Origin of the sequence: Mycoplasmoides pirum ATCC 25960 (assembly GCF_000685905.1) — a bacterium.
Lineage (GTDB): Bacteria > Bacillota_I > Bacilli_A > Mycoplasmatales > Mycoplasmoidaceae > Mycoplasmoides > Mycoplasmoides pirum.
This window is the reverse complement of the sequence record NZ_JMKZ01000002.1, coordinates 1-22,840: the sequence shown is the minus strand read 5'-3', so window position 1 is coordinate 22,840 and position 22,840 is coordinate 1. Positions and strand designations below refer to the sequence as shown.

Genomic DNA, 22,840 nt, shown 5'->3' with positions numbered 1-22,840 from the left:
TAATGAATTTTCAAAATTCTGTAATTAATTTTTATAAACCTTCTGGTGTTGGCTCGACAGAATTTTTAAATATATTGAAAAAGAAATTTAATTGAAAAAAAGCTGGTTTTGCTGGAACTTTAGACCCTATGGCTAGTGGTGTTTTATTAATTGGAGTTAACGAATCAACTAAATTACTTAAAAATTTGTCTAATTTGAATAAGCAATATTATGTAGAAATTTTATTTGGAGTTGAAACTGATACCGGAGATATTACAGGTAAAATAATAAAAGAAAGTTCTAATTTATTTTTTGATAAAGATGAAATCATTTCCAAATTAAAAAATTTTGTTGATAATCAATATTTACAAATACCACCTAAATTTTCAGCAATTAATGTAAATGGAGTTAGAGCTTATAAATTAGCAAGAAATAATATTGAGTTCAATTTGAAACCTAGAGAAGTTAAACTATATAATTGAAAAGTTATTGATTTTAAATTGCCAATTTTAAGTTTGATGGTTGATGTATCTAAAGGTTTTTACATAAGACAACTTGCTATAGATTTAGCATTAGAATTGAATACATTTGCAACATGTAAAAAAATTTTGAGAACTAAATGTGGGGATTATAATTTAAAAAACTCTTTGTTTTTATCAATTTAATTAATTATGGCAAAAGATTTAATTTTGGGTTTTTTTGATGGTTTACATCATGGACATAAATTATTGTTTGAAAAATCGAAAGATTTTCTTTTTGACGTTTTAACATTTAAAAATATTCCAAGTAAAAAAAATAATTTTTTGTATTCAGAACAAGAAAGATTTAATCAGTTGAAAAAGATGAAAACAAATAAAATTTATTTATTAGATTTAAATTTTCAAAATATGAGTGCATTAGAATTTTGTAATAATTTTTTACTTAAAAAATTTAGTGAATATCGAATTATAGTTGGTAGTGATTATCTTTTTGGTCGCGATAAACAAAATGTTGAATTTTTACAAAAAAATTTTAAAAATGTTTTAATTGTTAATCGTTCCAATATTTCAACCACATTAATAAAAAAATTAATTAAAAATAATAATTTCTTTGAAGCTAACAAATTACTTTTAGAACCATATTATCGTGTTGGAAAAGTAATTAAAGGGAAACAAATAGCAACATCATTAGGTTTTCCAACAGCTAATATTGAATGTGATAAAAATTTGATTGAATTAAACGAAGGTTCTTATATAGTTCAATGCGTTGTTGATAATTTAACATATCAAGGTGTTGGATTTGTTGGAAATAGTAAATCTTTTAAAGAATCTAAAAAATATATTGAAGTTAATATCTTTAATTTCAATAAAAACATTTATGACAATGAGATAAAAATAATTTTTTATAAATTTATTAGACCAAATGAATTTTTTTCAAATATTATTGATTTGAAACAAGCAATTGAACTAGATATTAACACTGCTAAAAATTATTTTAATTAAAATTTAAAAGGTTTTTTATGAACGAAATTATTGTTAGAGATTATTTAGATAAAGATTTTGAAGAAGTAAAAAAACTATTGAATAATATTTTTCGTTTAAATGAAAGAAATTTTCCAAAACAATATATAAATGATTTTTTAACTATATCAGCTAAAAAATTTATTTCAGATAGTTCTATTAAAAAATTAGCAATTATGAATAATGAAGTTGCTGGTTTAGCTTTTTTTGATAATTTAATTCAAACAAAATTAAATAATGATTCATATATTAAAAAATTTAATTATATGCGTTCAAATTTAAACAACGAAAACGAAATATATGATTTTGAATTGCAAATGGCTGTAATTAAAAATATTGATAATTTAATTGATGAATTAAAATCTAATAAAATGCTTCAAAATATTCCTGAACTAAAACTTTTATCAGTTAATCCCAAATTTAAAGGTAGAAATATTGCAAAAAATTTAATTAATTATGTTTGTAATAAATTTAATTTTAAATCATTTTGATTAGTAACAGATAGTAATTGTAATTGAAAGTATTATGAAAAACAAAACTATAAATTGATAAAAAAGAAATTAATTTTAGATGCCAAAAATGAACCATATAAAAGTTATGAAAACGAATTGCATGAAATAATGATTTTTTTGTGTGAATAAATTTTAAAAAAAGTGTTAAAATTTAGTATCTAAATTTTGTATGTTTTATAAACATTCAGTAATATTTTTAATAGAAAATTAATATTTAAGGGATATTGAAAAAAAGTATGTGAAAACTTTTAAAGTTTCAAAGTGCTAAATACTGAACTATAACTATATTTGCTAGTATTTTAACTTTTATTCAAGTTATAACTGATTTAGTTATGCCAGCTATTTTCACTGCTATGACACCTATAATCGGAGCCTCTGATGATAATATAGGTTATATTCTTTCGCATGTTCCTTTTTTAGTATGAACACTTCAATTCACTTCTAGAACTGAAGCTTTAACTATTTTAGGTTCATCAATGGGTGCATGTGCATTATTTGGTTTATTAACTGGTTTTTTAGGAGCTTATTTAGCTTCTAAATCAGCTGTAAATATAGCTGCAATGATTAGATCAAATTTATTTTTACAAATTCAAAAATTATCTTCTTCTAATCTGGATAAATTTGGTACGTCTAGTTTACTTATTAGATTAACTAATGATATAGCGTTAATTCAAAATATGTCATTTACAGTTATAAGAATCATGATTCGAGGACCATTTTTATTTGTTGGGGGTTTAATTTTTTCAATAATGACAGATGGTGATCTTTCTATTTCATTAGCTGTTTGAATACCATTGATGATTATAGCGATGATGGTTGCTATCAAAAAAGCATCGCCATTGTTTGGAACAATTCAAAAAACAGTAGATGCTTTAAATGTTCAATCTCGTGAAAATATTTTAGGTGTGCGTGTTATAAAATCTTATAATCTTGAATCTACACAAAGAGATAAATTTAATGAAGTAAATAATCGCTGAAATTTTTATACTACAAAAGCATTTAAAATTTTATCTGGATTACAACCTATTATTTTATTGATTGCTAATTTAGCTTCTTTGATAATTTTATTAATAGCAAAATATCCACCACATCCAATAGATTCAACTTTAGAGTTGGGCAAATTACAATCTATTCTTGGTTATCAAGGATATATTATTATGGGTATTACTATAAGTACAATGGTTTTATTTAATTTTGTACAATCACGAGCTTCAGTGAAAAGAGTTAACGAAGTTCTAAATGACATTCCAAATATAAAAGTAAACTCTAGTGGTTTAGATCTTGTTGATGGTTCAATTGTTTTTGAAAATGTTAATTTTAAATATAATCCTAATTCTTCTGAAAACATTTTAAATAATATTAATTTTTCAATTAATTCAGGTGAAACAATAGGGATTATTGGATCAACAGGTTCTGGAAAATCATCAATAATTAATTTAATGGCAAGGATTTATGAACCTACAACAGGTAATATTATTGTTGGTAAAAGAAATATAAAAGATATTGATACATATAATTTACACAATTCTGTTGGTTATGTTTTTCAAGAAAATATTTTATTTGCAGGAACAATAAAATCAAATTTATTGTTTGGTAATGATAAAGCAACAAATGAAGAAATCGATGAAGCGTTAGAAATCGCTTGTGCTAAACCATTTATCAATAATTTTGTTGATGGAATTAATCATATTGTTGAACAACGAGGAAAAAATTTATCAGGTGGTCAAAAACAACGTGTTTCAATTGCAAGAACAATATTGAGAAAACCTAGAATTCTTGTTTTAGATGATTCAACTAGCGCATTAGACGCAATCACTGATCAAAATTTACGTAGAAATATTAAAGAAAAACTTAAAGGTTTGACTACTATAATAATTGCTCAGAAAATTTTATCAATAAAAGATTCAGATAAAATTTTAGTTGTTGATAAAGGAGAAATTGTTGGACAAGGAACACATAGTGAATTAATTAAAAATTGTGATGTATACAAACAAATAGCAGTTTCACAAATGAGTGAGGAGGAATTAGCAAATGCATAATGCAAAAGTTTTAAGTACTGATTCTAAATTGCAACCCTTTAAATTAATTAAACGTATATTAAAAGAAATGGAAGCTAAAAAATCGGTTTGATTTATTAGTTTAACTTTTGCTCTATTATCATCAGCAATTTTAGCTTTTTCTTCCTTTTTTTTGGGGTATGCGATTTCTGCTTTAATAACTCCAAATGTTACTAATCCAGACGGATTGAATACAGCTTTAGCTAATTTAGATCCAGTTGTTTTAGTTGTTGTGGTAATTGGTTCATTATTGCTTATGTATGTTTCTACATCTGGTATGCAATATGTGCAAAATGTAATTATGGTAAAAATCAGTCAAACTGCTTGTGCTAGATTACGATGAGATGCTTATTGTAAATTGCAAAAAATGCCAGTTTCTTATTTTGATACACATTCAAGTGGTGATTTAATGAGTCGTTTATCTAATGATATTGATAATGTTAGTCAAGCATTAGTACAATCAGGCGCCCAATTGATTCAAGGTGTTAGTACATTATTTTTTGTATTCATAATTTTGATGATTTTAAATTCTGCAATCACATTAATTATTGTTCCAATTTTGTTTTTAATGTTATCGATTGGTTTTTGATTTACTAAAAAAGCACAACCATATTTTATTAAACAACAAGATCGAATAGGTGATTTAAATGGTTATATGGAAGAAATGATTTCAGGCCATAAAATTGTAATGTTGTTGAATCGTCAAAATGAAGTATACGAAAAATTTCAAATATACAATCAAGCAATTGTTCCGAATGCTGTTTCCGCTCAAACTTTATCAGTATTAATTTTTCCTTGGTTTGGTTTTGCTGCTAATTTAGTTTTTTTAGCTTTTGCTTTAATGTCTGGATTTTTAAGTTCTGATTTCAATAGTTGAGGTGTTAGTGATGTTACGTCATTTACTTTTTTAGCATCTTACTTTAATTTATTACGTTCTTTCACTAACCCTATTAATCAATCATTATCAATTATTAATTTAATTCAAGCAGGTTTGGCTGGTGCACAACGTTCATTTACAATTTTAGATTTAGTTCCACCAGAAGATAAACCAAATGCAAAATCATTAAATGATGTTAAAGGGTATGTAAAATTTGATCATGTAAATTTTGGTTATCGCCCAAATACTTTAAATTTAAAGAATGCAAATATTGAAGCCAAACCAGGTGAAATGATTGCTATTGTAGGCCCAACAGGAGCAGGAAAAACTACAATTATTAATTTGTTAACTAAATTCTATAACTATAATGATGGAAAAATTACTATTGATGATAGTGAAATTTCTAATGTAATTGAAACTAGTTGAAGAGATAATATTTCTATTGTTTTACAAGATACTTACTTATTTACAAGTACTATTAAAGAAAACATTAGATATGGTAATTTAAATGCAACTGATGAAGAAATTATCGAAGTTGCTAAAATTGCTAATGCTCATGATTTTATTATGCAATTAAAAGATGGTTATGACACAATTGTTGAATCTAATGGTCGTAATTTTTCTCAAGGCCAAAGACAATTGTTAGCAATTGCAAGAGCTATTGTTAGAAATTCACCTATATTATTATTGGATGAAGCGACATCTTCTGTAGATACAAGAACAGAAGTAAAAATTCAAAAAGCATTAGATACTTTAATGAAAGGAAAAACTTCTTTCGTCATTGCTCATAGATTATCAACAATTAAAAATGCTAACAAGATTTTAGTTGTAAATAGTGGAGAAATTGTAGAACAAGGTTCACATGATGAATTATTGAAACTTAATGGTTTCTATGCTAATTTATACAATTCACAATTTAAAAAAGGAGTTGGTGGTGAATTTGAATTAGATTAATTTTTAATTTCTTTTTTGTCACCAATAATTTTTTTATTAATTTTGCTAAACCACAAGGCTATTCAAATTATTCCAGATGGAACAATTAAGATTGTTCCAACAATAAATAATCCTAAGATTGCATTATATGTTACAGAACTAACTGCCAAAATTGATGTAACAATGAAACAGATAATTCCAATTGCTAACATCCAAAAAACAGTTAACTTTAAAACTTCTATTTTATTGTATTTTCTCATAAAGTACTTCTTATTTTTTTATTTTCACTTTAATTTTAATACAATTTAAAATTGTATATAACTATTTGCTTAATTACTTATTACAAGAGAAACAAATATGAAAGAATTTGTTGTTTTTGGTGGCGGAACTGGAATGAGTTCAATTCTTAAAGGAATTAAGAACATTCCAGACATTAACATTTCAGCTATTGTTACAGTTGCAGATGATGGTGGTTCAACAGCTCTTATGCGTAAAGAATTTAATATTCCAGCAATTGGAGATATTCGACAAATATTAACTTCATTATCACCAAATGAAGATTTATTAAAACAATTAATTCAATATCGTTTTTTAACATCCAATAAAGTTAAAAAATCAATATTCAATAATCAATCCTTAGGAAATATTATTATTTCTGCTTTAATTCAAATTGAAAAAAATTTTTATAAAGGCATTGAATCCTTAAGTGAAATTTTAAATGTTAAAGGATCAATTTATCCAATAACAGATTATCCTCATATTAAATTACAAGCCACATATACAGATGGAACAAAAAAATAGGAGAACATAAAATTCCTAATTACAAAAAAAGAATCGATTCTATTAAGTATGTAAATAGTTCTAGTATAAAAACAAATCCAAAAGTTTTTAAAAAAATTGCAAATGCTGATTATATTGTAATTTCTACAGGTTCACTTTATACTTCTATTATTCCTAATTTAATTGCTCCAGGAATTAAAGAAGCAATTATTAAAAATAATAAAGCAAAAGTAATATATGTTGCGAATATCATGACACAAAACGGTGAAACTCATGATATGTCTTTGTATGATCATGTTATTGCTATTGAAAAACATTTATCTAAAAATATTATTCAAACAATAATTGCTCATAAAGGAAAAATTAATAAAAATAATTTAAAATCTTATTCAAAACAGAAATGTTTTCCAATTTTAATAGATGAAAATAATTCATATTTAAAAAACAAATTATTTTTAACTAATTTAGTTGATAATCATGATAAAAAATATATACGACATGATCCAAAAAAATTAGAAAAAATTTTTATGAATTTTTTAAATAAATCTTAAATTTATTTTTCAAGGAATTTAAACATGCCACGTAAACATTTAATTGCAAGTCAAACTAACAAAAAACAACAAGATAATGCAAGACTATGACAAAAATTAGCAAAAGAAATAAAAGCTGCAGCTAAAGTTGGAGGAACAAATCCTGAAGCGAATCCTAGATTAAAAGCAGCAATCGATCGAGCTTTACAAGCAAATTTATCTCGTGATTCAATTAATAAAAATATTAATGGCGCAAATAAAGATAATGTTAATTTAATTGAAGTTGAATATGAAATATATGGACCAAATGGTTTAGGTATTATTGTTCATGCTTTAACTGATAACACTAATAGAATAATTAGCAATTTAAATGGATATATAAGTAAATTAAAAGGTAATTTAGCTAAGCCTAATAGTGTAAAGATTAATTTTGAACAACGCGGAATTATTTTGATAAATAAAAATGATTATTCTGAAGAACAATTATTTGAATTACTATTTGATGATAATGTTATTGATTTGCAAAGTGATGAAGAAGGTTTTGAAATAATAGTTTCACCAAATTCTTATTATGTAGTTAAAAATAAATTAACTGAAGCAGGATTCAATATTAGTTATAGTCATTTAAAACTAGAACCACTTTCAGAAATTGAATTAAACGATGAAGAAAAAGAACGATTTAATCGATTTGTTGATTCATGTGATAATGATGATGATATTCAATGAATTGTTTCTAATATTGCAAATTAATATGTTAAAATTTATTCAATCAATTTAGGGGAACTCCGGTGCGAATCCGGGACAGTGCCAGCTACGGTGTATTGTTTAATGATAACAATGAGTCCGAATACCTATTATGATGCTGGGTCACATCTAAAGTTTATTTTTAGTTAAACACTAAATTTTTATTATTTATATGTTGACCTTGAATTATTAAATTAATTCAAGGTTTTTTTATACCCTTAATTGATTATTTTTAATTTTTATGAGGTAATAAAATATGAAGAGTAAGTTAAAATTTACACTTTCTTCAATTAGTTTTTTAATCTTAACAACTACGTCTATAGTTGCATATAGTTGTGCTGTAGCACACAGTCAAAAATATAATGTGGTTTCTTTGGATTCAAGTTTATCAGGAAATATGGCTGCAATAGGTTTTAAACCAATGAGTCAAAATTTATACAATAATCAAACTAAAATTCCTCCTTACATTCAACAATTAAATATTCCTACAGAATATGGTAATCAACCTACTGCAAGTAATGCTGAATTTTGGTTAAATCAATCACCCGAAATTATGTATGGATATGCATATTCAAAACCAAGTAATTTAGAACTTTATGGAATAAAAAATTATTTATCAGATCAAGATTTTTATAATACTAATCAAATTGAATCGTTAAAAGATCGAGTTGATCAAACTGCTACTCAACAAAATAAAGATAAAACATGAAATTGAAATGAAAAATTAAAATTTTTAGCTAATGAATTAAATTCAAAAATTAAAAATTTAGATGGTAGTTCTTTATTTAATGATGTTAACAGCTATATTTCAAATTTATTAAATAAATTTAATGAAAAAATTAAAATTTTTAAAGAAGCTGTAATGACTCAAAATAATTTTTCTAATTCAAAACCAACTATTAGTTTTTGGGGTTCTAATTTTGGACCTAATTTTGTTTCTGATTTATCAAAATATGAAGAATATGGACCAAACATCAATTTTCCTTCATGGTTGTTTGATACAAATAATTCATTAGGTTTTGATGTTGCTATTCCACAAAAAAATCAATCTGATAATTCAAACAATAATGAAAATTTTAAATTAAGAATATTTCAATATGGAGGATTTAACACTGTTGGATGATGATTATCTACAGGTGAATATAGTGCAAAAGCTGTTCAAGAAGGATTTAAGAATTCAAGTGATTATGTAGTGGTTGTTGTGAATTCATCATCTTCAATAGATATTAATGATTCAAATGTTTTACAAACTATAAAAAATAATTTTCAACCAATCCTTAAAACATCGTCTAAAATTTCTCCAGATAAAAACATTATTGTAGTTGATGATTCATTTACTATTGCCCCATATGATATTTTAGGTATGGAATATTCTATTAATTTACTTGCAAAAAAAATTTTAAGTGAAGAAAAAGCGAATGAAATAAATGAAAAAATAATATTTGATTCATCTTTGATTAAAACATTAAATAAAGAGAATTTTTTGTTTAATTAGTTATGGAAACATTTAAAAAAAGCAAACTTAAATATTTTTTAATTTGTTTATTATTTTGCTTAATTGCTATTAGCTTAATTTTAATTGGTTTTTCAATTACAACTAATGGTTCTTTAATTTTTTTAAATTCTATTAATTCAGAAAATAGAATAGATTATCTCAGTATCGGATTGGGAATAATTGGTTGTATCATAGTTGCGATATCATTAAATTTTGCTGGTGAAGCTTCACAATCACTAACAAGAAATATTTTAGCTTCCCCATTTACTTTGGGATTAACACCTATCATGACTTTAAGCTATTTGATTAGTAGTTTGACTAATAATTTTCCAATTTGAGCCATTGGATTATTATCTTTATGTATTATGTTTATATTTAATATTTTACCTACTTTTTATATATCAATTAGTAAATTTAAACATAATCAAAATATTGTTATTTTATATGGATTATCTTTATCCATTTTAATAAGTTCTTTAATAACATTATTATCTTTTTTTTCAAAAGATCAAAGTTTTAATGTTTTGGGTTGGATGATTATTGAGGTAATTACGTTTAGTGAATCTAAATTCATTTATGGTTCATTATTTTTTGTAATTGGCGCAATAATATTCTTATTGAATATTAAAAAAATACATATTATAGAACATGCATATTTCAAAGCATCAACTTTAAATATAAATTTCGCATTATTAAATATGATTTCATTATTAGCAATTAGTCTTATGTGTATAGGAGGATTTATTGCTTATGCTCCATTCACATTATTAGGTTTTGCAATACCTTATATTACAAAAAAACACATTATTAACAATTATGATGTTAGATGGTCATTATTACCTAGTACATTACTTAGTCTAATAGTTACTTTGTTAGCATTTATTGTTAATTGCTATTTGCAAACTTATATTGATGTTGTAACAATTATAATTATGCTTCCATTTGTAATTTGTATGTTTATTAGCAAAAGAAATTATTATGAATAAATCAAAAATATTAAATAAACAGTCTACATTTATTTTTATTTTTAGTGTCATTTCACTAATTCTTGTTTTATTTTTATTTTTTTTTGATTCTTCAAGTTTTGCTTTGAACATACCTTCTGGTTTGAATGCAAATAAAATTTGATTAATTAGATCTCAAATAGTTTTTAAAATTATTATTAGCGCATCTGCAATTGGACTTGGTAATTATTTAATTCAATTATTTACAAAAAATCAATTTTCTGATGTTTCTATAATTGGAATAAATACATTTCAACAATTAGCTATTTCATTGTTTATTTTATTTGCTACAAATTTTTTTTTAAATTATGAACAATCTTATATATTTAGTTTTATTTACACAGGAATTGCTATTTTTTCAAGTATCATTTTTTATTTTGTTTCCTTAAAAACTAATTTAACTTCAAAATCTATTTTGATTTATGGAATTTTTTTAAATGTAATAGTTACAGCAATTTCCTATTTTCTTCTAACATCAAATGCAATTAATCAAGATATTATTAAAATTAGATTTAATTATTATCAAACTAAAGTTTTTGGAGGAATCAAATTATCAAATGATCTAAGCAATATTTATGTTTCAATTATTATTTTTAGTATTTGTCTCATATTTTCATTTTATTTGCGTCTTAAAATATTAGCTCAATGTTCATTATTGTCTAAAACTACTACATTGGGATTTAATAATAAAAAATTAAGTTTTTTTCTTATTTTGTTAGTTAGTATATTGGCTTCGGTTGTTTTTAGCTTAATTGGAATAATTGGTTTTATAGGCGCTAGTGTTTCATTTGTTGCAAATAAAATGTTCTCTTACTTTAAATACAATATTATTGGTTCTATGTTGATTGCAATTATTTTGTTGCTGTTGTCTCAATATATTCAAATTAGTATTTCACATTTTGCATCCTCAATATCTTTAACAACAATTGCCGGTTTTGTTGGTTGTCTAATTTTTATTGTTTTTTTGTTTTGGAAAAAGTAATTATGAAGAATATAAAAATAAATATTTCTTATTTAAAAATGTATTCATTTTTTGAATTAAAAAATATTAATTTAGAAATTAAAAAAAATTCAATTTGTTCTTGAATCGGAAATAATGGTTCAGGAAAAACAACATTAATTAATCTTTTAATAAAAAATTACAAATGTGAAAATAATATGATTTTTATAGATGATTTAGATATAAACAAATTTTCTTATAAAAATCTATCAAAATTTATTTCATATGTTCCACAAATAAATTCAATATATCCAGAATTATCAGTATGAGATTTTGTTTGTATTGGTAGATTACCATATACAAATTTTTTAGGTTTTTTAAAAAAAGAAGATAAAAAAATTATTAATGAAATTTTAGAAACATTAAATATTTTAGATTTAAAGGATAGAAAAATTGGTAGTTTGTCAGGTGGGCAAAAACAAAAAGTTATCATTGCAAATGCATTAGTTCAAGAAACGCCAATTATCATTCTTGATGAACCATTAAATCATCTTGATGTTGAAGCTCAAGATGAAATTATTAAATTGATATTAGAATTAAAAAACAAGTTATTTAAAACTATTATTGTTGTTTTACACAACTTTGAAATTGCTGCAAATATTTCAGATTATATTGCTTGTTTTTTTCAAGGTTCTATACCTTTATATGGAACGCCGAAAGAAGTTATAACTTCTGAAAATATTAAAAAATATTTTGGGGTGAATAGAACTATTTATATTGAAAACAACAAATTTAGAATATTTGATTAATTACTTAATAATTTTCTTAATTATATTTTATTAAGTAATTTATATATAATCATTCATAGGTAATTTTTTTAATATAGTTTTGGTAAATATTATCACGTGATTTCAGTTTTAGATGTAATTAAATATTTTGAAATAAATTTAAAATTAATTGATGGTTTTAAAAATACAACTAATTTAATTTTGAAACCCGGATTAAATCGTTTGGGATTTGAATTATCAGGAATTTTTTTAGATCAAAAAATTAAAAATATTGTTGTGTTCGGCAATCGTGAATATCTTTATTTAAATAGTCTTAGCGTTAAAGAAAGAAATTATAGATTAAAAGAAATTTTTAAATTAGCTCCTCCTATGATTCTTTTAACTAAATCATTTAAAGAAACTGATTTTCTAATTCAAAATAACAAAACATATCAAATACCCATTATTAAGAGTGATATGTTTTCTAATGATATTTCATCATCTGTTGGATCATTTATTTCAGAAAATCTTGCTACTTACGAAACAACTCATGGTGTTTTATTAGAAGTTTATGGTGAAGGTGTTTTATTAATTGGCGAATCAGGAATAGGTAAATCTGAAATAGCAATGGAAATGATTAAAAAAAATCATTTATTTATTGCTGACGATGCAGTAGATTTAACTAGAATAGGCGGAGTAGTTTTAGGAAAATCTAATAAAATAGCAAAAAATTTTATTGAAATAAGAGGTTTAGGAATTTTAAATATATCTAAAATGTTTGGTATTGAAAAAATAAAATTATCAACATCTGTATCAGTGGTAATTGAATTAATTCCAATAAACACTAAAAATTTTGAATTTAAAAGATTAAATGAAGATAATTTAACAGAAATAATATGCGGTATAAAAATTCCTAAATATGTTTTACCAATTTCTCCAGGAAGAAAAGTAAGTGATTTAATTGAAAGTGTTGTTATTGATTTAAAATTAAAACGTGAAGGTTATGACTCAACAAAAGATTTTTTAAAACAGCATCGAACTCTTTCGCAATCTAACACTAAAGTTAAACAAATAAAAAAAGGTAGTAAATAAATGCTTAATATTGTTCCATTTCAAAGTCAAAAACCAAATGCACCAGCATTTATGATTGGTGATTTTCAAGTTCAATGATATGGAATATTTTTTGCATTAGGTATTCTTTTTGCAATTTTTTTTATTATAGCTAAGTTAAGATTTTATTATAAAGTTGAAGACACGCCCTTTTATATTTTTATTTTTATATCAATTCCAACTATGATTTTAGGTGCTAGATCTTGATCATTCATTATTGGGGATTCTAAAATTGGGCAAACTCCATTTTTTGATTTTGCAAATGGATTTGCAGGACTCGCAATTCAAGGTGCTGTAATTTTAACTTCTATAATAGGCTTAATTTGATTTGGATGTATCTTAAGAAGTCCTAAATATTTTATTAATACAAACAATACAATTATTAAGAATGGAAATATAATTAAAGAAATAATTCCACGTAAAATTAGTATGTGAGTTATTGCTGACACAATTCTCCCAGCTATTTTGATTGGTCAAGCAATAGGTCGTTGAGGTAATTTTTTTAACCATGAAGTTTATGGCGGCATTGTTCAAGAAGCTACAAGTAATGGAGGTGTTTATCAAGCTATTACAACAGGTCCGGCATTTACTCAATGAGGTTTTTTAAAATCTTTTATGCCAGATGTTTGAAAAAATATGTGAATTCAAACAGGAAATATTGTCGCATTTAGGGCACCAATTTTTTTAATTGAATCTTTTATGAATACCATAGTTTTCATTATTTTATTTTTTGGTATAGAAAATATAAAAGGTTATCGAGCTGGCACGTTAGCTTTTTCTTATTTTTTATCAACTGGAATTATTCGATTAATCATTGAAATTTTTAGAGATTCAACATTTAAGTTTGAAACATCAATTATTACATCATCAGTTTTTATTTCTTTTGGATTTATAGGAATTATTTGTTCTTATTTAGTTTTTGTTAAATTACGTAAATATCGTTGTATTTATTTTTTGGTAACAAAAGTATGAATTCATTTAGCAACTTCATTTGTTTATTTAATTAATTTTTTCAAAAAAACTTTTAATAAAAAAATAATAAATAAATTGAAATATAAAGATTACTTTGATTTTTTTGATAAAAAAAGAAGATATTCTTATACAAGAAATTTTTGAGATCAATATTATTATAATGACAATGTTGTTTTAAAACCATTTCAGGTAAATTAATTATGAATAATGAAAAAATAAATAATGATGAATTGCTTAATCAAAATGAAAATGAATCTAAGATGTCTGATGTAGAAAAATCAATAGTTGATTTAGCAGAAAAACAAGTTGTTTCAAAATACAATAATAAGTTTTTTAAACATTTAAAAAAATTTAATTTTTTGTATATAAATATTTTAATTTGATCTTTATTGATAATAGTTATTGGAATTTGTATAGCAGCAGGTTTAAAGCTAATTTAAATGTTTTTTTGTTTTTTTGTTATTTATAAAAATTATAAATAAGATATTTTATGTTATACTTGTTTTATCAATTAACAACATTAAAAATTATTTATAAAAACTTAAGGATAACAAAATGCATAATTTATTATCGCCCTTAACAATTAAAACCGGAAATCAATGAGCTGATTTCAATATTAATTCCTTAATATTGTCATTAATAATTATTTTAATTCCAATTATTATTGCTTTCATTATTCCGTTATTCGAACGAAAAAAACAAAAAATTAGATCTACTTTATATTTATATGCTTTTACTATTGGTTTTTTTGTTGTTTTAGGTTTATTTGGAGAAATTAGTGAAGGAAAAGAACTTGCAGTTGATGCTGCTAATCATATTGATCAAAATAATTTTTGGTTATCTTTTGGTTATCAAATTTTAGTTTTAGTTATTGGTGGAATAATTGGATTATTTGGTGCATTAGGATTTAAGTATTTGGTTAATAAAAAATTAGGAAAATACAATTCTAATTTTCCAATTGAAAAACATTCAGAACATCCTGCATTTCATAATCATCCACATGCTCACGATTTATTAATTAACAGAAACAAAAATGATACTAAATCAAAAACGACTGCATTATATTTGGTTTTATCGCACAGATTTGCTGCTGGATTGTTTTTGGGTTATATAATTAATCAAATTGTTTCTAATAATTACACAACTACTCAAAATTCAATTGTAGAAACAATCATAAATAATAGTTACAATTTGAATTTAAAGCATGGCGCAGTTTCTAATGAAGGTGGAATTAATTTAGCATTCTTTATTGGTTTTTTCTTACATTTGATTCCCGAAGAAGCAATTATTTATTACAGACAAAGAGAAATGGGAATAAAACGAAGTAAATCAATTTTGAATTCAATATTAATGATTTTAATTTTAGTTCCTTTCATATTCTTGGGGGCCAATATAGGAACATTTGTTTCTGATTTATGATGATTAAATGGAATTATTCATGTTATTGTAGGTGTTTTATTTGTTTTTACTGCATTAGTTGAGTTTTTTCCTGAAGTTATTCAAGAAGCTAAGACACAAAAAAAATGATATTTAACAATTACTTGAATGATAATTGGAATAATTGTTTGTTTTATTTTAGTTTCTTTTGGTGGTTAACTTAGGTTATAATAAGATTATTTAAATATAATGTTTTTAAATAATAATGAAAAATATTAATTTAACTTTAAATCCATTAAATATTTTATTTGCTTTTTTAATTTATATTAAAAAAGCATTTCAAGATACAATATTTAATATAAATTTAAAATTGTTAACAACTAAAAATAAACATTTTTATCGTTTAATTAAAATTTATAAATATTTAATATTTTCAAGTTTATATTTTTGTATTTACTGATTAAGTTTTATTTTTAGAATATTAACATTTTTTGAATGATTAATATTTCAATTTAAATTACCAAAAATTTTTTATAAAAATAATTTATTTAAATTATTTAATAAACCATTGTTTAATTTTTGATTAGATTTATTCATAATTTACATAATTTCCCAAATTCTTTTGTTTTTTATAAAAATAATTTATTTTAATTTTTGATAAAATTTTCCATTTTTTAATTTTAAAAAAATGGAGTCAAATATGAAAAAAATTATAAATTGATCAATAGGAATTTTGTCACTTATTGGTTTGACGACAGTTTTGCCAATAACAATTATTAAAACTTTAACTAGCAATAGTGCTAAACTAAACATCACTGAAGAAAACAACAACAATAAAAATGAAAAACCAAAAAAAATAAATAATTTTTACCCTGATTTTTTAAAAAATATTACTTTTGCAAAATTAAAAGTAATTAATGGTAAATCATTGATTCACGATTTGGATAAAAATATAAAAAATAATGATTTATCTATAGGTTTTAATTCAATTAGAACTAAGTTAAATTTAATTTTGAATGAACATATTAGTCAATATGGATATATGTATTTATTAAATGACATAAAACAATATATTTATGATATTTGAGAAAACAATAAGAATTATTTTTCTTTTGTTGATGCAAAAATACCAACAATTAAAAATATTTCTAAAAACAAAATGGATGTAAATATTTTTGGAAGTTTTGTTTTAAAAAATAAAACTAAAGAAAAACAAAAATTAGTAGATAATGAAAATAAATTTTTATTTAATTTGAGATCGATAAATCCTAATGAAAAAGTAACAATAAATTTTTCTAATTATTTAAATTTTGATAATGATAAAGATAAACAAAATGCAATCATTCCTATTTTAAATAATCTGCATAATAAAATTTATTTAAATTGGTTTGTGCCTAATTTTCAAATGAATTTTGAATTTGAAAATGAAAAATTTGAAACATCATTTAAACAATTTGTTTTTAATAAAAATATTTCCTATACAAATATTAATTTTGTAAAAACTAAATTAGCATATGACCCATATACTTCTAAAAATAATATTGTAGGAAAAAATAAAAAATTTAATATTGATTTAATAAATAAAAATCAAGTTAAAAATGATTTAAATTTACATGTAAAAGGTAAATTAAATTTTTATGTATCTATTTCTCAATCAATGTCTAAACTATTAAGGACAATTATTGATTTACAAAATTCATCTAAAAATTATTTGATAGCTGATGTTATTACAAAAAATGCTAAAAATATTTCAGAAAATTTAAGTTTAATTTATCCCGAATTTAACAATTTAATAAGTAATAAAACTTCAATAAAAGAATTTATTTATGATTTATTAACTAATTATTCGCAAACGAAAATTAATTCAAATGATTTTTATGATTTGTTATATAAACATAGATATATTTTATTTAATTTTTTTAATAAATTATTTTCAGAATTAAATGAAAAAGAATTAGATATAAGTGAAATATTTAATGAAATTAATTCAGGAAAACAATTCTTTGATTTGCTTTCAAATCTAGTAAAACAAGCTAATTTGGTATTAACAGGAAAAAATTATAAACCTTTGTTAAATCTATTAAATTCTTTAACTGAATCTAAAGATGTATATTTGTTTGATTTTTTAAGCAAAAAAGAAAATGCAACAAATTTAATAGATACCTTAATAAATATAGAAAATATGGAATTAGATTTAAAAAATAATAAAAGCATTGAATTTATAAAAGAATATCGCGTTTTTCTTATTAAATTAATTTCATCATCAAAAAATTGAATTTCAGAGATAACATATAATTTGCTTGAAGATGGAATAGATTCTGATGGAAAAGTTTTAAAAAAAGCTATGTTAATGAATATTCTTAAAATGGTAGGATTTAATTTTAATTTATTGTTAAATTCTAATAATTTTGAAAAAATATTTGAAATTTTAATATTAAATAATAATTCTATAGAACCTAACGAAAAAACCTTTGAAAATGTTTTGAATTTATTAAATCAAATTTCATTTTTTTTGCAAAATATAAATTTAAATAAAATAAAAATAATAAATAAAGAAGAAGAAAATAATTTTAATATTGAATATTCAGAAAATGGAAATGATTTATTAGTTAAAAATTTAAATGAATCTTTTGATTTAAAAATTAATAATTTTGAAATACCCGTTTCATTAATTAATGCTTTTTTAAATTTTTTACCTTCTAATTCTTTGAAAGAAACTTTAGATAAATTTTTAGATGATAAGACATTGGATTTTATTAGAAATAAAAGTTATGATCAAATTAAAGAATATATTACAAAAAAATTTTCTTGAGTTCCTTCATGACTAATTGATTTAAATAAATTGTCACAAAATATTGCTTATGGTGAAAATGGTAAAAATGGTATTGTAGATCAAATGTTATCTAATATAAAAAACAATTTAAATCCAAAAGCATCATTAAAAACATTATTTCAAGAAATTTTATTTGGTTCATTTGAATTTGATTCAACTAAACCTTGAATAAATATAAATGGTATATTGAAAATTAAATATTCTGGAAATAATTTATATGTTTTACCAACATACAATTATGATTTTTTTAAAAATTTAAAAATGAATTATCAAATTATAGGTGCAACATTAACAATTGATTCTAAAAATTTAGCTAATCAAATTCAGATAAATGATCAATCAAATAAATTAAATATTAATCATGTAATACCAACATATCAATTAAGTAATCAACTCCATAATTCGTTTATAAATTTTAGTAAAAATTTTATAAATGATATGGTTAATAGAAATTACAATCTTTTATCAAATATTTATTTAGAACCAATTGAAAATAAAAATAAATTTATGTTAAATTTAAATAATGAAAAAGAAGTAATTGATCCTTATTTGTATCTAAATAATTATGATTTTAAATATAGTGATTTACTTGATGAAAATCAAATTTCTCAAACAAAATTAAAAATTTTTAACAAAAGTTGAAATTGAAATAATCAATATCCATCTATAGATAATGATTCAATAAATTTTATTAACCATTTAATTAATCTTAATGATGTATTTTATGAAAAACAACTGAAATATATTGTAAATACAATTTCACTTTTTGGAATTAGACAATCATCTTTTAATTTAAAAATTTTTGAAAATGTTTATGTTGGAAATCCATTAATTAAAAAAATACCTATTCCATTTAAAATAAATTTTTTGTTTGAGCTAAGAGCTATTCAAAAAATAATAATTTTTCCTTATCCTATATTTGACAAAACAAATAATAAATTTGTAAATTCAATTCATTTGAATTTATCTACTTTTATTTCTGATTTAAAATATTCAATTTTATAAATATATATTTGTTTAATTTAACTAATAATTTTGTATATTAAATATACATTATTCCCTTTAGTGTAATGGATAACACAATTGTTTCCTAAACAATTAATATAGGTTCGAATCCTATAAGGGAAGCCATTAGGGGTGTAGTTCAATGGTAGAACAATAGTCTCCAAAACTACTAATGAGGGTTCGATTCCTTTCACCCCTGCCAAATATTAGGATGGTGGAATGGTAGACACACAAACTTGATGTTTGTATTTTATTTGTATTGGTTCAAGTCCAATTCCTAATGCTATTTAATTAATCACTATATTTTTATGGCAAAATAAAATTTTGTTTATTTAGTTGTTAGTGAACACATAATAAAAAAATACATGATGTTTATTAAATTATGTATTTTTGTTATTAAAAAAATTGTCGTTTTTTTTTTTTTTTTTAGAATATTTTAAATTTTTTATACTTCGCATGTTTTAACTATAATGTAGTTACCATGTAAAAAATGTCGAGAAAAAAATGAAAAAAAGATTAAATTTAATAAAAAAATTATTACTAACATTAGGTGTAATTTCAACTGCTGCATTAACAACAACTATTCTAGCTAGTTGTTCTGATAATTCAGTATCAGTAAATGAAATGATTGAAGAAATTAAAAAAACAGATATTAAATCAATATTTAATGAATTGCAAACCGAAATTAATAAATTAAATTTTTCAAAATTACCAACAGAATATCAATCTACGCTTAAAACTAAAGCAACAAATTTATTAAAATCTAAAAATTTTACTTTAGATGATAATTCTTTGACATTAATTCCAAATGATGATAAAGGAACTATAAGAATTTCATATAATATTTCAAAAGATAACTTGAAAAATATTGAAGGTGAAGAAACACTTGATGGTCTTAAAACAAATTCAATTTTAAAAGAAGAATTAATAAAAGAAATTAATACCATATTTCAAAATTTTGATAATTCCTTTAGCAAAAACAAATTACCAAGTTTATTAGAAAACGAAGTTAAAACACAAATAATTAAACTTCTTGAAGAGCAAAATTTCATTGTAAAAAATTTTAAAATTGTTTCTAATGATAATGAAGGGGAAATTACAATTACATATAGTGTTTCAAAAAATAATTTTGAAATATCTAATCTTTCAAGAGTAATTCCTAAATTTAAAACAATCAATGAATTGACAAATCAATTTAAAATTGAGATAGATCGAAAAATCCAAGAAATAAGCAATAATATTTCTAATAAATCCACAATATTGGCATCATCCGAACTTGATAATGTCAAACAGAAAATAAATAATTTTTTTAGCACAGAACAATTCAATGTAACAGATGATGATTTGTTAGTTGTGCCAAACGATGGAAATGGTGAATTAATCATCATTTATATTGCTTCAAAAGAAGGAGTCACTATCAGCAATGAAAATGATCCTAAAATAATATCTGGATTCAAGACGAATGAAAGTGTAAAAAATGATTTTCAAACTAAGATTGATAATAAAATAGAAGAAATAGAAAATAGCATTAATAAGGCATCTACTTTACCATCAACAGAAATTCAAAATATTATTGGAAAAATAAGTAATTTTTTTGAAACTGAAAATTTTTACATTTATGATTTGATAATTAATTCCGATAATGACGCAGGGACAATAACAATTGAATATGTTGTTGCAAAAGATAATATTATTTTAAACAATACAAATAATCCAAAAATAATAAGCGGTTTACTTACATCAACAAATTCAAAAAAACCAATTTGATAAAGAAATAGATGACGGAATTAGTCGAATAGATGAATCAACAGAAAACAAATCATCTTATCTCCCTTCATTAAAAACAGCAGAAATTGAAAAAAATTGAAAGAATTTTTAAATAATAATCAATTCAATATTAAATCATTGGTAGTTAAATCAATTGATAGTAGCGGATATATAGAAATTTTCTATAATGTTACAAAACAAGACATAAAAGTTAATCGAAGTGAAAATAACGCTAGACAGCTTAAAGGTTTTAAAATAGCCTAAAGATTTTTTAAATTAATTTGTTTTGAAGTTGAAATAATCTATATAAAAAATAGTTTTAAAAAATAAAAAAGTAAATATCTTTTTTCTTGATGTCAAGAATATAAATAATTTTTTAAATTATTTATTTAAATATATTTAATTAGTAAATATAATTTTTTTCATGTCGCAAGAATCAAAAATATTTTTGCATCCCTTTATTAATATAATAAAAATTCAAAATCAAATTTGAAAATTAAAAAACTTCTACCATACAAAAATATATAGAATATTAATTTATTGATTAAAATAATAAATTATGATAATAAAATTAAGATTATCAAAAATAATGAAAATAAAAATTTAAATTATATATAATTCAACTTAATAAAGTATTTAATTTGTTATTAATTAAATTAAATAAAAAGAATGTTACAAAAATAAAAAAGGCGCTTGCTTTTTTTATTTTTTTTCATATAATGACTCAAAATATAAATAATTATTAAATTATTTATTAGTTGTATTTATTATTTGTATTTAGTAAATAAATATGTAAATTTGCTAAATATATGCTTTATTGTAATCAATGTTTTTGAGTATTTTAAAAATAGTAGAGAATATAAAATGAAAAAGAAAAAAATATGAAAGAGAAACTATTTGTTATTTGGTTTGGGTTTAGGTTTAATAATTACAAGTGTGATTTCAACAACATTTTTAAACAAAAATAATTCTATTTTAAAAAATCAAAATCAATTAGCAACAAATAATAATATTGATAATTCAATAAATTTATTTTCAACAGAAGACGATATTAGAAATTTTGTGCATGCTAAATTTGAAGAAATTCAAAAACAAATAGATTTGAATAATCGCAAAACATATGCTAGACATGCCGTAGAACCCATTAATTCATATTTAAATGATTTTTTTATAAAAAATGAATTTACAGTTAATAAATTAAGGTCTTATGTTGATGATTATAGTGGAACTCTTTCATTAGCTTATTCTGTTTCTAAACAAAATTTTACTCTTTCAGAAGAATATAATTTTTATAATTTCTGTATTCGTGAAACTTACAAACAGATTGGCGAAAAATTGGATAAAAAATTAAATGAAATACAAGAACAAATTTCATTGAATGGTAATTCTGTTTATGCATCTGATGCAAAAGAACCATTAGAACTATTTATAAGAGATTTCATTAATAATCAAAATAATAATTGAGTACTTCAAAATCTTCCCATAACTATTGATGATAGTAAGGGAAAAATAACATTTGATTTTGCTATTTTTAAAAAAGGTGCTAACAATGATGATTTAACTTATTGGGGTACTAGAACTTTTACAGGTTTCAAAATAAAAAGCACACAAAATGATATTTTAAATCAAATATCAGCAAAATTTATTGAAATTCAAAAT

The 22,840-nt window shown here is 22.3% G+C and carries 20 protein-coding genes, 2 tRNA genes and 1 riboswitch; of the genes, 21 read left to right on the top strand and 1 reads right to left on the bottom strand.

Features of this window, described 5'->3' with window-relative positions; translation table 4 throughout:
* The first annotated feature begins 2 nt into the window (after positions 1 to 2).
* The 5 genes from truB (at position 3) to T397_RS04020 (ending at position 5,878) form a co-directional block, all read left to right on the top strand.
* A complete protein-coding gene (gene truB / locus T397_RS0102765) occupies positions 3 to 644 on the top strand; it encodes a tRNA pseudouridine(55) synthase TruB (protein WP_027124118.1) in 642 nt (213 codons plus the stop codon).
* Between the two features lie 6 nt (positions 645 to 650).
* The gene (gene ribF / locus T397_RS0102760; protein WP_036448906.1) at positions 651 to 1,460 is read left to right on the top strand and encodes a riboflavin biosynthesis protein RibF; all 810 of its coding nucleotides are present in this window, start codon (positions 651 to 653) and stop codon (positions 1,458 to 1,460) included.
* Between the two features lie 17 nt (positions 1,461 to 1,477).
* Positions 1,478 to 2,119, top strand: coding sequence for a GNAT family N-acetyltransferase (locus T397_RS0102755; protein WP_027124116.1), 642 nt, complete (start codon positions 1,478 to 1,480; stop codon positions 2,117 to 2,119).
* A 107-nt stretch (positions 2,120 to 2,226) separates the two neighbouring features.
* Positions 2,227 to 4,029, top strand: a complete 1,803-nt coding sequence (locus T397_RS04025; protein ID WP_052663100.1) for an ABC transporter ATP-binding protein — start codon at positions 2,227 to 2,229, stop codon at positions 4,027 to 4,029.
* The gene (locus tag T397_RS04020) at positions 4,022 to 5,878 is read left to right on the top strand and encodes an ABC transporter ATP-binding protein (protein ID WP_052663099.1); all 1,857 of its coding nucleotides are present in this window, start codon (positions 4,022 to 4,024) and stop codon (positions 5,876 to 5,878) included. The genes T397_RS04025 and T397_RS04020 overlap by 8 nt, the downstream gene beginning before the upstream one ends.
* Here T397_RS04020 and T397_RS0102740 read toward each other — a convergent pair.
* Positions 5,875 to 6,117, bottom strand: a complete 243-nt coding sequence (locus T397_RS0102740) for a hypothetical protein (RefSeq protein ID WP_027124115.1) — start codon at positions 6,115 to 6,117, stop codon at positions 5,875 to 5,877. The genes T397_RS04020 and T397_RS0102740 overlap by 4 nt on opposite strands.
* 97 nt (positions 6,118 to 6,214) lie before the next feature.
* Between T397_RS0102740 and T397_RS04480 the strand changes: the two genes are divergently transcribed.
* The 16 genes from T397_RS04480 to T397_RS03995 all read left to right on the top strand — a co-directional run.
* Positions 6,215 to 6,658: a gluconeogenesis factor YvcK family protein gene (locus T397_RS04480; RefSeq protein ID WP_052663098.1), complete on the top strand. Its 444-nt coding sequence runs from the start codon at positions 6,215 to 6,217 to the stop codon at positions 6,656 to 6,658.
* A complete protein-coding gene (locus T397_RS04475) occupies positions 6,622 to 7,188 on the top strand; it encodes a gluconeogenesis factor YvcK family protein (RefSeq protein ID WP_081794313.1) in 567 nt (188 codons plus the stop codon). The genes T397_RS04480 and T397_RS04475 overlap by 37 nt, the downstream gene beginning before the upstream one ends.
* A gap of 24 nt (positions 7,189 to 7,212) precedes the next feature.
* On the top strand, positions 7,213 to 7,917 hold the full coding sequence (locus T397_RS0102730; protein ID WP_027124114.1) for a YebC/PmpR family DNA-binding transcriptional regulator: 705 nt from the start codon (positions 7,213 to 7,215) through the stop codon (positions 7,915 to 7,917).
* A 10-nt stretch (positions 7,918 to 7,927) separates the two neighbouring features.
* A riboswitch (adenosylcobalamin-variant (AdoCbl-variant) riboswitch) is annotated at positions 7,928 to 8,028 on the top strand.
* A 139-nt stretch (positions 8,029 to 8,167) separates the two neighbouring features.
* Positions 8,168 to 9,406: a hypothetical protein gene (locus tag T397_RS0102725; RefSeq protein ID WP_027124113.1), complete on the top strand. Its 1,239-nt coding sequence runs from the start codon at positions 8,168 to 8,170 to the stop codon at positions 9,404 to 9,406.
* A 2-nt stretch (positions 9,407 to 9,408) separates the two neighbouring features.
* Complete coding sequence (locus T397_RS0102720) at positions 9,409 to 10,392, top strand: iron chelate uptake ABC transporter family permease subunit (RefSeq protein WP_027124112.1); 984 nt, start codon at positions 9,409 to 9,411, stop codon at positions 10,390 to 10,392.
* Positions 10,385 to 11,392 carry an iron chelate uptake ABC transporter family permease subunit gene (locus tag T397_RS0102715; protein ID WP_027124111.1) on the top strand — a complete coding sequence of 336 codons (1,008 nt, stop codon included), beginning with the start codon at positions 10,385 to 10,387 and terminating at the stop codon, positions 11,390 to 11,392. The genes T397_RS0102720 and T397_RS0102715 overlap by 8 nt, the downstream gene beginning before the upstream one ends.
* 2 nt (positions 11,393 to 11,394) lie before the next feature.
* Positions 11,395 to 12,159: an ABC transporter ATP-binding protein gene (locus tag T397_RS04010; protein ID WP_036448904.1), complete on the top strand. Its 765-nt coding sequence runs from the start codon at positions 11,395 to 11,397 to the stop codon at positions 12,157 to 12,159.
* A 96-nt stretch (positions 12,160 to 12,255) separates the two neighbouring features.
* Positions 12,256 to 13,209, top strand: coding sequence for an HPr(Ser) kinase/phosphatase (hprK, locus tag T397_RS04005; RefSeq protein WP_052663096.1), 954 nt, complete (start codon positions 12,256 to 12,258; stop codon positions 13,207 to 13,209).
* Entirely contained in the window at positions 13,210 to 14,397 is a 1,188-nt protein-coding gene (lgt, locus tag T397_RS04000; protein ID WP_081794312.1) for a prolipoprotein diacylglyceryl transferase, read from the top strand.
* Between the two features lie 2 nt (positions 14,398 to 14,399).
* The gene (locus tag T397_RS0102695) at positions 14,400 to 14,639 is read left to right on the top strand and encodes a hypothetical protein (protein WP_027124110.1); all 240 of its coding nucleotides are present in this window, start codon (positions 14,400 to 14,402) and stop codon (positions 14,637 to 14,639) included.
* Positions 14,640 to 14,754: 115 nt separating this feature from the next.
* Complete coding sequence (locus tag T397_RS0102690; protein WP_027124109.1) at positions 14,755 to 15,795, top strand: ZIP family metal transporter; 1,041 nt, start codon at positions 14,755 to 14,757, stop codon at positions 15,793 to 15,795.
* Positions 15,796 to 16,276: 481 nt separating this feature from the next.
* The gene (locus T397_RS0102680; protein ID WP_027124107.1) at positions 16,277 to 19,414 is read left to right on the top strand and encodes a P116 family lipid acquisition surface protein; all 3,138 of its coding nucleotides are present in this window, start codon (positions 16,277 to 16,279) and stop codon (positions 19,412 to 19,414) included.
* A gap of 51 nt (positions 19,415 to 19,465) precedes the next feature.
* Positions 19,466 to 19,540: transfer RNA gene (locus T397_RS0102675), tRNA-Arg, on the top strand.
* Between the two features lie 2 nt (positions 19,541 to 19,542).
* Positions 19,543 to 19,616: transfer RNA gene (locus T397_RS0102670), tRNA-Trp, on the top strand.
* Between the two features lie 302 nt (positions 19,617 to 19,918).
* Positions 19,919 to 21,184, top strand: coding sequence for a lipoprotein 17-related variable surface protein (locus T397_RS0102665; protein ID WP_027124106.1), 1,266 nt, complete (start codon positions 19,919 to 19,921; stop codon positions 21,182 to 21,184).
* An 861-nt stretch (positions 21,185 to 22,045) separates the two neighbouring features.
* A partial coding sequence (locus tag T397_RS03995) for a hypothetical protein (RefSeq protein WP_036449324.1) occupies positions 22,046 to 22,840 on the top strand: 795 nt, incomplete at its 3' end.